This window comes from Halorubrum sp. PV6 (assembly GCF_003990725.2).
GTDB lineage: Archaea > Halobacteriota > Halobacteria > Halobacteriales > Haloferacaceae > Halorubrum.
Map to the genome: position 1 here is coordinate 1802546 of NZ_CP030064.1, position 13867 is coordinate 1816412.

16 protein-coding genes and 1 tRNA gene are annotated in these 13867 nt (G+C 68.3%); 9 read left to right on the plus strand and 8 right to left on the minus strand.

Translation table 11 applies throughout. The features are described 5' to 3' along the window. Positions 1–137: 137 nt before the first annotated feature. Entirely contained in the window at positions 138–422 is a 285-nt protein-coding gene (gene eif1A, locus DOS48_RS22875; protein WP_127117923.1) for a translation initiation factor eIF-1A, read from the plus strand. A 68-nt stretch (positions 423–490) separates the two neighbouring features. Here eif1A and DOS48_RS22880 read toward each other — a convergent pair whose 3' ends face one another. Both DOS48_RS22880 and gpmI read right to left on the minus strand, forming a co-directional pair. Further along, entirely contained in the window at positions 491–1633 is a 1143-nt protein-coding gene (locus tag DOS48_RS22880; protein ID WP_127117924.1) for a thiolase family protein, read from the minus strand. A 69-nt stretch (positions 1634–1702) separates the two neighbouring features. Continuing rightward, positions 1703–3265 carry a 2,3-bisphosphoglycerate-independent phosphoglycerate mutase gene (gene gpmI / locus DOS48_RS22885; RefSeq protein WP_127117925.1) on the minus strand — a complete coding sequence of 521 codons (1563 nt, stop codon included), beginning with the start codon at positions 3263–3265 and terminating at the stop codon, positions 1703–1705. Between the two features lie 141 nt (positions 3266–3406). Here gpmI and DOS48_RS22890 point away from each other — a divergent pair, with 141 nt between their 5' ends. The 4 genes from DOS48_RS22890 (at position 3407) to DOS48_RS22905 (ending at position 6428) form a co-directional block, all read left to right on the plus strand. After that, a complete protein-coding gene (locus DOS48_RS22890; RefSeq protein WP_127117926.1) occupies positions 3407–4078 on the plus strand; it encodes an ArsR family transcriptional regulator in 672 nt (223 codons plus the stop codon). 85 nt (positions 4079–4163) lie between these two features. Continuing rightward, on the plus strand, positions 4164–5084 hold the full coding sequence (locus tag DOS48_RS22895; RefSeq protein WP_127117927.1) for a DMT family transporter: 921 nt from the start codon (positions 4164–4166) through the stop codon (positions 5082–5084). Between the two features lie 89 nt (positions 5085–5173). Next, the gene (locus DOS48_RS22900; protein WP_127117928.1) at positions 5174–5767 is read left to right on the plus strand and encodes a GNAT family N-acetyltransferase; all 594 of its coding nucleotides are present in this window, start codon (positions 5174–5176) and stop codon (positions 5765–5767) included. 82 nt (positions 5768–5849) lie between these two features. Further along, positions 5850–6428: a transporter gene (locus DOS48_RS22905; protein WP_127117929.1), complete on the plus strand. Its 579-nt coding sequence runs from the start codon at positions 5850–5852 to the stop codon at positions 6426–6428. 48 nt (positions 6429–6476) lie between these two features. Here the strand turns inward: DOS48_RS22905 and DOS48_RS22910 are convergent, their stop codons facing one another. Both DOS48_RS22910 and DOS48_RS22915 read right to left on the minus strand, forming a co-directional pair. Next, on the minus strand, positions 6477–6929 hold the full coding sequence (locus DOS48_RS22910) for an RNA-binding domain-containing protein (RefSeq protein WP_127117930.1): 453 nt from the start codon (positions 6927–6929) through the stop codon (positions 6477–6479). Then, complete coding sequence (locus DOS48_RS22915; protein ID WP_127117931.1) at positions 6926–7537, minus strand: AAA family ATPase; 612 nt, start codon at positions 7535–7537, stop codon at positions 6926–6928. Before DOS48_RS22915 ends, DOS48_RS22910 begins: the two co-directional genes overlap by 4 nt. A 106-nt stretch (positions 7538–7643) precedes the next feature. Here DOS48_RS22915 and DOS48_RS22920 point away from each other — a divergent pair. The 3 genes from DOS48_RS22920 (at position 7644) to DOS48_RS22930 (ending at position 9193) form a co-directional block, all read left to right on the plus strand. Beyond that, positions 7644–7718 (plus strand) — tRNA-Arg (locus DOS48_RS22920). A gap of 121 nt (positions 7719–7839) precedes the next feature. Beyond that, a complete protein-coding gene (locus DOS48_RS22925; RefSeq protein ID WP_127117932.1) occupies positions 7840–8730 on the plus strand; it encodes a mechanosensitive ion channel family protein in 891 nt (296 codons plus the stop codon). A gap of 64 nt (positions 8731–8794) precedes the next feature. Further along, complete coding sequence (locus DOS48_RS22930; RefSeq protein WP_127117933.1) at positions 8795–9193, plus strand: DUF1648 domain-containing protein; 399 nt, start codon at positions 8795–8797, stop codon at positions 9191–9193. A gap of 65 nt (positions 9194–9258) precedes the next feature. Here DOS48_RS22930 and moaA read toward each other — a convergent pair whose 3' ends face one another. The 3 genes from moaA to DOS48_RS22945 form a co-directional block, all read right to left on the minus strand. Next, positions 9259–10260 (minus strand): GTP 3',8-cyclase MoaA, encoded by a 1002-nt coding sequence (gene moaA, locus DOS48_RS22935; RefSeq protein ID WP_127117934.1) that lies wholly within the window; start codon positions 10258–10260, stop codon positions 9259–9261. Between the two features lie 137 nt (positions 10261–10397). Continuing rightward, positions 10398–11186, minus strand: a complete 789-nt coding sequence (locus tag DOS48_RS22940) for an MBL fold metallo-hydrolase (protein ID WP_127117935.1) — start codon at positions 11184–11186, stop codon at positions 10398–10400. Between the two features lie 82 nt (positions 11187–11268). Continuing rightward, on the minus strand, positions 11269–11694 hold the full coding sequence (locus tag DOS48_RS22945) for a universal stress protein (RefSeq protein WP_127117936.1): 426 nt from the start codon (positions 11692–11694) through the stop codon (positions 11269–11271). Between the two features lie 163 nt (positions 11695–11857). Between DOS48_RS22945 and DOS48_RS22950 the strand changes: the two genes are divergently transcribed. Then, on the plus strand, positions 11858–13435 hold the full coding sequence (locus DOS48_RS22950; RefSeq protein ID WP_127117937.1) for a tryptophan--tRNA ligase: 1578 nt from the start codon (positions 11858–11860) through the stop codon (positions 13433–13435). A 46-nt stretch (positions 13436–13481) separates the two neighbouring features. Here DOS48_RS22950 and DOS48_RS22955 read toward each other — a convergent pair whose 3' ends face one another. Continuing rightward, on the minus strand, positions 13482–13853 hold the full coding sequence (locus tag DOS48_RS22955; protein ID WP_127117938.1) for a DUF5518 domain-containing protein: 372 nt from the start codon (positions 13851–13853) through the stop codon (positions 13482–13484). Positions 13854–13867 lie beyond the last annotated feature (14 nt).

The following is a 13867-nucleotide window of genomic DNA, read 5'->3' on the forward strand; positions in this document are numbered from 1 at the left end:
GCGACCGCCCGAAGGCAGGCTCCGCGACGCGCGTCTTGTGGTGTCGTATCGTGTACGTGTCGAGTGATGACACACCTCACGACATACGCGCACACGCATCTCCCATCACTTATACGGGCGACGGTCGTACTCCCTGTATGAGCGAAGAATCCGGACGCAAGAACCTCCGAATGCCCTCGGACGACGAAGTGTTCGCCGTGGTGACAGAGCACCTCGGCGGGAATCACGTGCGACTGCGCTGTGTCGACGGCGAAACGAGAATGGGCCGGATCCCCGGCCGCATGAAGTACCGCACCTGGATCAGCGAGGGCGACGTGGTCCTCGCGGAACCCTGGGACTGGCAAGACGAGAAGGCGAACGTCGAGTGGCGGTACGACGACGACGACGCGGACCAGCTCCGGCGCGAAGGCCACATTCAGTAACTCCGCAGCGCGCGGCCGCGACACACGCAGTATGCTCTTAACAATCAATCAGCGACGGCGCCGACCGATTACCGACTGAACTCGATCGCCGCGCCCTGCCCGAAGCCGACACACAGCGTCGCGAGCCCGCGGTCGGCGTCCTGTTTTTGCATCTCGTGGACCAGCGTCACGGGGAGCCGAGCGCCGGAGGCCCCGAGCGGGTGCCCGAGCGCGATGGCGCCGCCGTTGACGTTGTACTGCTCCTCGTCGATGCCGAGTTCGCGCCGCGAGTACTCACACTGGGAGGCGAACGCCTCGTTGAGTTCGACGAGGTCGTAGTCGTCGATGGTCGTCCCGGCGCGGTCGAGCAAGCCCCGCGTCGCGGGGACCGGACCGATCCCCATCACGGTCGGGTCGACGCCGGCGACGTTGTTCGTGCCGACCTCCGCCAGCACGTCGAGGCCGTGATCCTCCGCGAACGCCTTGCTCGTGACGAGCGTCAGCGACGCGCCGTCGGAGATCTGCGAGGAGTTCCCGGCGGTCACCGACCCGTCGCCGGTGAAGGCGGGCGAGAGGCCGGCGAGCTTCTCCGCGGTCGTGTCCGGGCGGATCCCCTCGTCTTCCTCGACGAGGCCGTCGTCGGTCTCCACGGGAACGATCTCGTCGTCGAAGCGGCCCGACTCCGTCGCCTCGGCGGCGCGCTGGTGGCTCCGCGCGGCGTACTCGTCTTGCGTTTCGCGGCTCACGTCGTACTCCTCGGCGACCTTCTCGGCGGTCATCCCCATCTGTAGCTGGAAGATGTTGTACTGCTCGGAGAGCTCCGGGTGGAGGTGTTCGTACGAGTCGCCGTCCATCGGGACCCGGCTCATGTTCTCGACGCCCCCGGCGATGATGCAGTCGCGGTTTCCGGCCGCGATGGCGTCGGACGCGGAGATGACCGCCTGCATCGAGGAGGCGCACCAGCGGTTGATGGAGGTCGCGGGCACCGACTCGCCCAGCTCGGAGAGCAGGGCGATGACGCGCGCGACGTTGTTGTCCTGTTCGGTGCGCTGCTGGGCGACGCCCCACATCAGGTCGTCGACGTGGTCGCCTGTCAGCCCCGTCTCCGCGAGCGTGTGGTCGATGAGCGTCGTCGAGAGGTCCTCGCTGCGAGTGTCGGCGTAGACGCCCCCGTCTCGTCCCTGCGGCGTTCGATAGGCGGCGGCGATAACCGGAGTGGTTCCGTCTGTCATGAAAGATGACTCGCCGGTCAGGGACTTAAAACGGCTGGAACCAGAGACAATCCGACCGTAGTTTACCGTTTATTCGACGAGCAGCGACTCGCCGGTCATCTCGGCGGGCCGATCGAGTCCGATGAGCTCCACGAGGGTCGGCGCGATGTCACAGAGCGAGCCGTCCTCGCGCACCGTCGCGCCACCGTCGTCACCGTCGGGGCTCACGTAGACGAACGGGACCGGGTTGAACGTGTGTGCGGTGTGTGGCTCTTCGCGGGTGCCCATGTCGTCGGCGTTGCCGTGGTCGGCGGTCACGATGGCGTGCCCGCCGGCGTCGGCGATCGCGTCGAGGAGCCGACCGAGTTGGGCGTCGACCGCTTCGACCGCCTCGACCGCGGCGTCGAAGTCGCCGGTGTGGCCCACCATGTCCGGGTTCGCGTAGTTGAGGACCAACAGATCGGGGTCGTCGGATTCGATGATGCTGACGGCCGTATCGGTCACTTCCGGCGCCGACATCTCCGGCTGGAGGTCGTAGGTCGGCACGTCCGGGCTCTCGACGATCTCCCGGCGCTCGCCGGGGAACTCGACTTCGCGCCCCCCGTTGAGGAAGTAGGTCACGTGGGGGTACTTCTCCGACTCGGCGAGCCGAAGCTGGGTGAGCCCAGCGTCGGAAACGACTTCGCCGATGGTGTTTTCCGGCATCTCCGGCGGGAACGCCACCGGGAACGCGAACGTCTCGTCGTACTCGGTCATCGTGATCATCGCGACGTCCGGCTGGTCGAGGTCGAACGCCCACGCCGGCTGTGTGTCGGTGAGCATCCGGACCAGCTGTCTGGCGCGGTCGGCCCGGAAGTTGAAGAAGACGACCGCGTCGCCGTCGGCGAGCGCGGGCGCGTCGTCGACGAGCGTCGGCTCGATGAACTCGTCGGTCTCGCCGCGGGCGTGCGCCGCCGTCGCCGCCTCGACGGCCGTGTCGGCGGTGTGTGGCGCCTCGCGGTCGACGATAGCGTCGTACGCCTTCCGCGTCCGCTCCCAGTTCTCGTCGCGGTCCATCGCGTGGTACCGACCCATCACGGTCGCGACGTGGCCCGTGCCGCGCTCGTCCGCCTTCGCCGTCACGTCGGCGAGGAAGCCGTCGGCGATCTCGGGCGCCGTATCGCGCCCGTCGGTGAACGCGTGGGTCGTCGCCGGCACCCCGGCGTCGGCGGCGGCGTCGATCAGCGCGAGCAGGTGTTCGATGTCGGAGTGGACGCCGCCGTCGGAGACGAGGCCCATGAAGTGGACCCGCCCGCTGGTCGCCTCGACGTGGTCGAGCGCGTCGGCGATGGCGTCGATGTCGGCGAGCGACCCCTCCGCGAGCGCGTCCGTGATCCGCGTGTACGCCTGCTTGACGACTCTCCCCGCACCGATATTTAAATGGCCGACCTCGGAGTTCCCCATCTGCCCCTCGGGGAGCCCCACGCGCCGGCTGTGAACTACGAGTTCGCCGTTGGCGCCGCGGTCGGTCGCCCCGTCGAAGGTCGGCGTGTCCGCCGCAGCGACCGCGTCGCGGCCCGCCGGTCGGCCCGAGGGATCGACCGGTTCTCCGCCGTCCTCCGCCGTGCCGCCGCCGAGGCCCCATCCGTCGAGAATAACGAGTGCCGTCTCCATACGCCCCGTTTCACCGTGGTGGACTAACTACTCTTCGCTCCGGACACCGCGCGAGCGTCACGCGGGAACCGCCCGCGGGGAGGCATGCGCGTCCGTCACCAGAAGTCAGCCTTTTCAACTCACGACGCTAACCATACGTTAATGGATTCTGCGGTACTGCTCGATCTCCTCGGGAACGAGAACCGGCGACGCATCCTCCGGCTGCTCGCCACGAAGCCCTGCTACGTCACGGAGATCTCGGAGTACCTCGACGTCAGTCCAAAGGCCGTCATCGACCACCTGCGCAAGCTCGAAGAGGCCGGCCTCATCGAGTCGACCACCGACGATCAGCGCCGCAAGTACTTCCGGATCGCTCGCAGCCTCCGGCTCGAAGTGAGCGTCTCCCCGTACGGCTTCGGCGCGAAGAGCGCGTACCCCGCCAAGAACAGCTTCGATATGGCGTCCCGGTGTCAACACCTCTCGATCGACGACCCGGAGGAGAGCGAGGGCGCGGACGGGCTGGCCGACCTCGCCGGCGAGTACAGCCGCCTCCAGAACCTCGACCGGGAGCTCTCGCTGGCCCAGCGGTGGGTGCAGGGGCGCGTGGAGGACACGCTGGCCGAGATAGACGAGCGGCTCGGCACCGAGTCCGACAGCCGATTTTTCGCCGCCGTCCTCGCCGCGCTGGTCGAGACCGAGGGCACGCCGTCGGCCGTCGCCGACGAGGTCGGCGCCCGCGAGCGGACGGTCGCCGACGCCCTCCGGCGGCTCGCCGACGTCGGCGTCGTCGCCCGCGACGGCTCCGCAGACGTGGATCGCTACCGGATCCGATAGCGACGAACGGGACGCCCGCCGCGCCGATCCCTGCACGGGCGGCCGGTTCCGGAACCTTTTGGCGCGCTGCGGGGAGAGTCGATGTGTGAGCCGAACACGGAACCTCGGGCTGTTTCTCGTCCTCGCCGCGGTGTGGGGGTCGGCGTTCATGGCCATCAACGCCGGCCTCGCGTACTTCCCGCCGGTGCTTTTCGCCGCGTTTCGGTTCGACATCGCGGGCGTGGTCATGCTCGCGTACGCGGCGTACGCCGTCGAGGACCCGATTCCGCGGGGCCGCGACGAGTGGACCACCGTCGCCGTCGGCGCGACCCTGATCATCGCCGCCTATCACGTGTTCCTCTTCATCGGCGAGAGCGACCCGGCCGTCACGAGCGCGGTCGCCGCCGTCATCGTCAGCCTCTCGCCGGTGCTGACGACGGTCTTCGCTCGCGCGTTCCTCCCCTCCGAGCGACTGACCGCGGTCGGCGTGGTCGGTCTCGTCGTCGGCCTCGTCGGCGCGGTCGTACTCGCCGCGCCGGACCCGAACAACCTCGCCGCCGGCGGCACGGTCGCGAAACTGCTCGTGCTGTTGGCGGCGGCCTCGTTCGCGCTCGGATCGGTGTTGACCCGAGCCGCGGACGACGACCTGCCGATCGAGACGATGGAGGCGTGGTCGATGCTCGTCGGCGCCCTGTTGACGCACGTGGTGTCGTTCGCGCTCGGCGAGTCGGTCGCCGACGTGACGTGGTCGACGGAGGCGGTGCTCGCGCTCGGCTACCTCGCTATCGTCGCCAGCGGGCTCGGCTTCCTGATCTACTTCGATCTGCTCGACCGGCTCGGGCCGATAGAGATCAACCTCGTCTCGTACGTCGCGCCGGCGTTCGCCGCGGTCGCGGGCTGGCTGTTCCTCCGCGAGGCGATCACGCCGAACACCGTCGCCGGCTTCCTGATCATCTGTGTCGGCTTCGCGCTGGTCAAGCGGGCGGCGCTCGGGGACGCGCTCCGCGACTACGGCCTGCTCGACTGATCGGGTCGCGATCGGCGAGCCCTTCGGAGACACGGCAGCGCGTCTCACGCCCGCGGTGGCTTTTATACGTGTCCGCGAGACGCTCGGCTGTGTTCCCCGAAACGATCGAGACGGAGCGACTCCGATTGGACCCTCGATGGCCGGAGACCGTCGACCTCGACGACTGCTATCGCATCTGCTCGTCGGACCCCGCCATCGACGAAGTGACCGAACACGTCACGTGGGACCCCCACGAAACGAAAAAAGAGACGCTGGAGTTCCTCGAACGCGGCCGGAAACGCTGGGAGGACAACGAGGCGGCGGGCTACGTCATCCGCCCTCGCCAGGGCGAGGACGGAGCCGGCGAGATAGCCGGGTTCGGCGGGTTCTCCGTCGACTGGGAAAAGCGGACCGCGACCCTCGGCACGTGGCTCCGCAAGCGCTTCTGGGGCCGCGGGTACTCCGGCGAGCGCGCCGCGGCGCTCGCCGCCGTCGCCTTCGAGGACCTCGATTTGGCCCTCGTCACCGTGAGCCACCTTCCGGAAAACGAGCAGTCGCGACGCGCCATCGAGAAGTACGTCGACCGGCTCGGCGGGCGGCGCGAGGGGCTGTTGCGAAACCACATCACCTTCGCGGACGGGAGCGTCCACGACGAGATACGCTACTCGATCACACAGAAAGAGTGGCGAGAGGCGACAAACTAACCGATTTCGGGCGTTTCAGATTCTCTTCGACCGCCGCCCCGAGCCAACAAACACTTATGAACGACGAAACGATGCCGGACGCATGTCCGTCTCCGACCGATCGAACGGTACGAGCGGAATCGTCGCCGGAACCGGCGCGGGCGTCGCCGCGTACGTCCTCGGCTACCTGTTCACCTACGTCACCCAGAACGGCGCCGTCGAGGAGCAGTTAGCGGGGTTCAACGCGCTCGCCGACCTCTTCGGCGGCGATCCGATCCCGACGTGGCAGGCGGTCGGCTGGCTGTTCTACAACGGCCACTTCGTCGACACGCGAGTGCCGTCGCTGATCGGAGGCGACCAGATGACGAATCTCATCTCGCAGGCCGACGGGGGAACGCTGTCGATCCTGTTCGTCGTTCCGCCCGTCCTCCTGGTTCTCGCCGGGGTCGTCGCGGGGCGGTTCGCCGGCGGAACCGACCCGATCGACGGCGCGAAGAACGGCGCGCTCGTCGTCGTCGGGTACCTCCCGCTGGCCGTGCTCGGCGCGTTCCTCTTCCGGTACTCGGTCGGTGACGGGACGGTCGCGCCCGACGTGATCACGGCTGTCCTCCTCGCGGGGGCGGTGTACCCGGCGGCGTTCGGCGCCATCGGCGGCGCGGCCGCGACGTTCGTGAGCGACTAGGAGAGAGCCGACGCGAAGCGCGACGAGACGCGGGTCGACTGACAGCGCTCAGTAGTCGTCCGGGTCGGGCTCGATCCGGTCGCCGTACTCCCGAACGGGGTCGACGGGACGCCCCTCGTCCGTCTCGGGCGCGACGTAGTCGATGAACTCGTCGACGGCCGGCTCCCTGACGCGCACGTCGACGGTGATCTCGCCGAGCTCGTCCGCCTCGCCGACGGCGAAGTTGACGACGCCCTCGAACGCCGCCTGCTTTTTTAAGGCGAACGAGAACCCGTCGTCGGTGCTGCGCTGTAAGAACACCCGGCGGGCCGTGTCGAGGATCTCCTGTTCGTGGAGCACGTCGGAGAAGGCGTCGAGGGTGTGCGCCTCGGCGACCAAGCGGCCGTCCTCGTGGACCGGCTCCGCGTCCGGAAAGACGTTCCTGACCGCGTCGGCGACCCGGTCGGTCACCTCGGTGTCGCGGACGGGGGCCTCGATGCGTACGTCGACGCTGTAGATCACGAGCCGTCACCTCCGGTGTTTGCGGTCGCGGGTGCGGACTCGTCGCCGGCCTCCGCGCCGTCGTCGACGCCGAGAACCTCACGGACGCGGCGCTGGAACTCGGCCAGCGTCCCGGTGTTGTCGATCTCGACGTCGGCCCGGTCGAGGGTCTCGCCGAGCCCGAGGTCGAGTTCGCGGGCGTCGCGCTCGCGGAGGGCCTCCAGATCGGAGTCGGACTCGTCGCGGCCGCGGTCGTCGAGTCGCTCGGCGCGGACTTCGAACGGCGTGTTGACCGCCACCAGCGTGAAGTCGTCGCCGAACGCCTCGCGGAAGCGCTCCAGTTCGACGGTCGACCGGAGGCCGTCGACGAGGACGGTGTCGCGCTCGCCGTCGGCCGCCGCGTCGCGGATGCGCGGCAACGTCCGGGCGGCGATCGCGTCTGCGCCCTCCTCCTCGCGGAGCGTCCCGGCCATCCGGCCGTGGTGTTCGGCGGGGTCGAGCCCGCGTCGCCGGCACTCGGCGCGGATCACGTCGCCCATCACGACGACCGGGATACCCGCGTTCTCGGCCACGTTCGCCGCCTCCCCTTTTCCGCTGCCGGGGAGACCGACGGTTCCGATGACGTTCATTAGCGCCGAGTAGTCTCGTGCCGGACTTAGGTCTGCTGTTGGGGCGTGGACGCGCCCGCCGCGAACCGGGGGCGTTTTTTACGCTGGCCGAGTCAGTTGCGGACGAGGGCACATAGCTCAGCCCGGATAGAGCGTCGGACTTCTAATCCGACGGTCGTGGGTTCGAATCCCACTGTGCCCGTTCGCTCACTATCGTCTCGCAACGCGTGCCACGCGGCCGGTCCGGTTCGGAGGACACGCTCGGCGGCTCGCGGACGGAATTTCGAATCGGGATTTTTACCACGCGCCGCCGACCCGGACACATGGTCGAGCAAACGCCCGTCCCGGAGTTGGTGACTGATGTCGTGTCGGTGTACAGCCAAGTGCTGTCGGAGCTCTTCTGGTTCCTCGTCGGGTTCGGCGGCGTCTACCTCCTCGGTCACCTCGTTTTGATCCCGTTCGGCGTCCGAGCCGTTCGGTCTCGCAACCGGAACAACCCCACCATCGAGACGGCGACGGAGACGTACCTGCGGGTCACGATGATCGGGTTCGCGACGCTCACGGGGGTCATCGCCGCCGGCTACGGCCGGGTCCTCTCGGAGTCGGCGGTGATCATCGCGGCGCTGACGTTCGCGCTCGGCATCGCCGGCCAGCAGGTGTTCGGGTCGCTCATCAGCGGGATGTTCCTCGTCGCGGACCCCGATTTCAACGTGGGCGATTGGGTCGAGTGGTCGGGCGGCAAAGGGACGATCGAGGCGGTCGACTTCCGCGTCACCCGCATCCGAACGCCGGACCACGAGACCGTCTCCGTCCCGAACACCGAACTCACGACCAACGCGATCACCCGGCCGTACGGTCGCGACCGGTATCGGATCACGGAGCAGGTGTACGTCGCCTACGGCGAGGACACGGAGCAGGCGCTGTTGACGCTCCAACAGATCCCACCGATGCTGGAGTCGGTTCTCGACGACCCGACACCGAACGCTCGCGTCGTCGAACTCGGCGAGAACGCGATCACCCTGCAGGCGAACCTCTGGGTCGGAGACCCGAGCAATCAGGACATCCGGTCGCTGCGATCTGACTTCCGGCGGCTGGTGAAACGGCGGTTCGACAAGGAGGGGATCACGCTCGCACCCCCGTCGGCGCAGTCGGTCACGGGATCGCTCACCGTGACGGAGCCCCGCGGCGAGTCGGGCGGGCCGAGCGACGAGTGAGCGGCGGAGCGCGAACACGAGAGCGCGGGAACGCATTTGTCCGTCGGGCGCGTTGGAGACGAGTATGAACGTCCTCCTCCGTCTCTTGGCGCGGCAGCGAGCGGTCGCCGCGGTCGTAACCGGTGCGTTGTTGGCGGTCGGCGTCGCCCTCTACGCGACTCTCCCCGACCAGATGGTAATACACTGGAACGCCGCCGGCAACCCGGACAACGCGGTCGGAAAGGCGATCGCCGTGCTGGCGATGCCCGCCGTCGTCGTGTTCATGAGCGTCCTGTTCGAGGTCTCCGGAAGCGACCTCGGCGAGCGGATCGTCGGCTCGTTGGCGATGCTGTTGCTGTTCGTCGTCCAGATCATGGTGTTCGCCGTGAATCTCGGGTACGACGTGCCGATCGTCCCGATCACGCTGGCGCTCGCCGGCGTCGTCGTGGCGGCGGCGTTCTGGGTCGAATACGGGGGCGAGTAGGCGCCTCGCTGCGTCGATCCGCCTCGCTGCGTCGATCGGTGGCGTACCCCGGCCCCTCGCCGGCGTCAGTCCGCGATGGTCGGCGTACCGAGGTACGCCTCGTTGAGTTCGTACTCTCCGTCGTCGTTTTCGACCAGGTACTCGCCGTAGTAGGGGACTCGGTTGGCGACCACCGCCTCGAAGGTCTCCGCGATCTCGGCGCGAGTCATCTCCCCCATCGACCGGAGGTCGTCGTTGCGGTTGAGACAGCCTTTTAAATACCCCTCGTGGGTGACGCGGACGCGGCCGCAGTTGGCACAGAACTCCTCGTTTTCGACGGGGTCGACGATTTCGACCATCCCGCCCGCGTCGTCGCCGTCTCCCCCCACGAAGTACCGTTTCCGGTCGTGCATCTCGCGTCGCTCAACGCGGGTCGCGATCTCCGCGAGCCAGTCGTGGACGCGTTCGATGTCGACGTTCCACTCGGGTTTCCCGGTCAGCTCCGGCATGTACTGGATGAGCTGGAGCTGGAGCCCCTCGTTGTCGGCGACGTGCTCGACCATCTCCTCGACGTAGCCGGCGGTGTGCGTGAACACCACCATGTTCAGCTTTACCGGGTCGAGGCCGGCGTCGACGGCGGCTTTGACTCCTTCGAGAACGCGCTCGTACGCGCCGGATTTGGTTACCGCCGCGAAGTCCTCCGGGTCGAGCGCGTCCTGTGACACGTTCACGCGGTCGAGTCCGGCTTCCTTCAGGTCCACGGCGCGGCCGGGGAGGAACGTCCCGTTGGTCGTCATCGACACCTCCATCGAGTCCGGCGTGCGCTCGATTATCTCCTCTAAGTCCTGTCGGAGCATTGGTTCGCCGCCGGTGAACTTCACCGAGTCGACGCCGTACCCCTCGACGACCTCCAGGAATCGGACCACGTCGTCGGCGCTCATCTCCTCGTCGCTCGGCTCCATCGGCCCCCGCGTGTCGCCTAACCCCTCGTTGTGACAGTAGACGCAGTCGAAGTTACACCGGTCGGTGAGCGAGATTCGCACCCCCGTCACCTCCCGTCCGAAGTCGTCAGCGAGTGGGCCGGTCATACCCGAACGGATCCACCGGGTTCGCTTAAATATCTGGGTCGATCATGACACGAGGTAACTACTCCCGGTTACGTCGGGCCCGCTCGATCGGCGCAGAGAGTGGAGCGCCCCGGCGTGAAAGCGATCGAACACGCGAGTTAGCGCCCCTCCCTCGCCGCGCCGACGGCGACGCGAAGCCCGTCGCTCGCGACCTCGACGTCGCCGCCGAACCCGGCCTCCCGGACGCTCCGTGCCATCTCGCGTTCGCGACCCCCGGTGTGCGGGTACAGGTGAGAGAGCAGCACGGTGTCGACGTCGATCCCGGCGAGCGACGCGCCGAGTTCCGTGGGGTTCGGGTGGTTCGACACGTCGGTCCCGTCGGGGAACGAACAGTCGTGGACCAGCAGGTCGCTCCCGGCCGCGAACGACGCCATGCCCGCGAACGCCTCGGTGTCGCCCGAGAGCGTGAGCGGCCCCTCCGCCGGGTCTACCGCCGCGCTCGGCGGCGAGAACCGATAGGCGAACCCGTCCATCGAGTGCCGCGTCTCGCGGGCGGTCACGTCGAACCCGGCCGCGGTGAACGGGCGCGACGCCGACACCTCGCGGACCGCCAGATCGATCCGCCCGTCGAGGTAGTCGTGCACGTCGAGGAGGCCGTCGACGAGCGATTTGGTCCCCGCCGGGCCGACGACTTCGAGGTGTTCCTCGCCGGCGAGCCAGCGGGCCTTGATAAGCGGCAAGAGCGCCGCGACGTGGTCGAGGTGGTGGTGAGTCAGGAGGACGGTCGACGCGCCCTCGTAGCCGGGTTCGGTGGCGGCCAGTCGCTGGAGGACGCCGCTGCCGCAGTCGACGAGCAGCGAGCGGTCGCCGTCGGCGAGGAGGTAGCCGGCCTGCGCGCGGTCCGGAACCGGCATCGCGCTGCCGGAGCCGAGGACGGTGAGTTCCATGGTCACTCTCCGTGTGCCCACCCACCTAACTCGGTCGGACGAGGCCGCGCTCGGGGGGCGCCGAAGCGCCTGACCGACCGCCTTACTTTATCAAAAAGACCGGCACGTTCGCGTCGGCCGCCACGCGGTCGGAGACGCTGCCGAGCGACTGGATGCGCTCGCGGGGGGACTTCCCCTCGGGGCTCAACACGATCACGTCGATGTCGCGCTCGTCGGCGTAACCGACGATCTCCGTGTCCGGAGTCCCCTCGACGACGTGGGTCTCGACGTCGAGGCCCGCGTCGGCGGCGCGGTCGGCGACGGCCGCCACCGCGCTCTCGCCTTGCGCTTCCAGGTCGGCGACGACCTCGTCGTGGAGGTCGCCGGAACTCGCGGTCGCGATGCGCCGGTCGACGACGTACAGCGCGTGAACCGTCGCGTCGTGGTCAGTCGCCAGTCGAATCGCGTGATCGAGCGCGCGGTCGACCGCCTCGCTTCCGTCGGTCGGCACCAGCAGGTCGTCGTACATGGTCGGCCGTTCGACCCGGTGACAAATAACGGTACGCCCGTTCGGTCGGTCGGTGGGAAGGCGGTTCCGGGGGCGATGGGCGAGACGCCGAGCGAGAGAACGGGCGTGATACTCGCTCCCGCGCAAGCGAACGGTTTTTGCGTCGACCGACTGGAGGGGACGTATGGACGAGGACACCCCCCGTACGGACGGCGGGACCGAGCGCGCGGAACCGACCGAAGACGTCGCGCTCGACCCGTGGGGGTCGGCGTCGGTCGGCGACTACGCGGAGCTATTCGAGGAGTTCGGCATCGAGGCGTTCGACGACGTGGCCGACGACGTGGCCGACCCCCATTACCTGATGCGCCGCGGCGTCATCTTCGGACACCGCGAGTACGACGCGGTCGCAGAAGCGATGGCCAACGACGAACCCTTCGCCGCGCTCTCCGGCTTTATGCCCACGGGCGACCCGCACATCGGTCACAAGCTCGTCTTCGACGAGATCATCTGGCACCAACAGCAGGGCGGCGACGCGTTCGGGCTGATCGCCGACCTGGAGGCGCACTCGGCCCGCGGGATGTCGTGGGACGAGATCGACGAGCACGCCCGCAACTACCTGCTCTCGCTGCTCGCGCTCGGCTTCGACGCCGAGGCGGGCGAGCTCTATCGACAGTCGGACAACCGGGCGGTCCAGGACCTCGGCTTCGAACTCGGCTCGAAGGCGAACTTCTCCGAGTTCGAGGCGATCTACGGCTTCGACGGCGAGACCAACATCTCGCACATGCAGAGCGTGATCACCCAGACCGCCGACATCCTCTACCCGCAGCTCGTCGACGAGCCGAAGCCGACCGTCATCCCCGTCGGCCCGGACCAGGACCCGCACGTCCGCTTGACCCGCGATCTGGCGACTCGGGTGCGCTACTTCAAGGTGACAGAGGCGTTCGCGAGCTTCGAACTCGACGACGACGAGCGGCGGCTCGTCCGGGCGGCCTACGACGCGCTGGCGGCCGACGTCGACGACGCCGAGACCGACGTGCGGTGTGAGGACGCCGCCGCGTGGCTCGACGACTACGAGCCGCCCGAGTCGGTGGCCGACGCGAAGCCCGGCGCCCTCGACAAACTCAACGCCGGCGGCAAGGAGCCCCTCCGCCCCCGCGTGCGCTTCTTCGACCGCAACGCCACTGACGCGGCGTTCGAGGCCCTGATCGAGGCGGTCGACGGCGACAAGCGCGTCTTCGACGGGCACGTCGACGCCTTCGACCTCACGCGGAGCGAGGCCGAGTCGCTCGCCCGCGAGGTGGAGATCGACCACGACGGGTTCGGCTTCCGCCAGCCCTCCTCGATCTACCACCGGTTCATGACCGGGCTCACGGGCGGGAAGATGTCCTCGTCGGTCCCGGCGAGCCACATCTCGCTGCTCGACGACCCCGAGGACGGGTACGACAAGGTGAAAGCCGCGACGACCGGCGGGCGCGACACCGCCGACGAGCAGCGCGAGTTGGGCGGCGAGGCCGACGACTGCCCCGTCTACGAGCTGTACGCCTACCTGCTCGCGGGCGACGACGACGAGCTCACCAAGGAGGTCTACTCGGAGTGCGTGAACGGCGAGCGCCTCTGTGGCGGCTGCAAAGAGCAGGCCGCCGAACTCATGCGCGAGTTCCTCGAAGACCACCAGGCGAAGCGCGAGGAGGCCGAAGCGCTCCTCGACGACCTCGACATCGACCTGAACTCGGACCGGCGCGGCACCGGCGGCGAACACTGACCTCGGCGACGGGACGCGCGCTGTTGATGCCGATTTTTGCGTGTCCCTACAGTTCGTCGTGTAGGTAGGAGCCGACGTAGCCGCCGAGCGCGCTCAACGCGACGGTGTATACAATTCCACCGACCACGATGATGGCACCGAAGACGACGACCCCACCGATCGCGAGGCCGGCTTCGAGCGGGAACCCGAAGAATCCCAAGAACGGGAGGAAGACCAGCCCGAGCAGGAGGAGCCCGACGACCGGAATCGACGCGATCAGTCCGGAGTACGCGCCGACGCGAAGCCCGGCCTCGCGGTCGCCGCCCTCCAGGTAGGCGGCGAGCGCGCCGCCGAGGACGGGTGAGATACCGGTAAACGAGAGGACGGCCGTCGCGACGGCGCCGATGAACGCGTTGAGGAGGGTGCTTTCGGTGTTCACGCCCGAGCCGACTC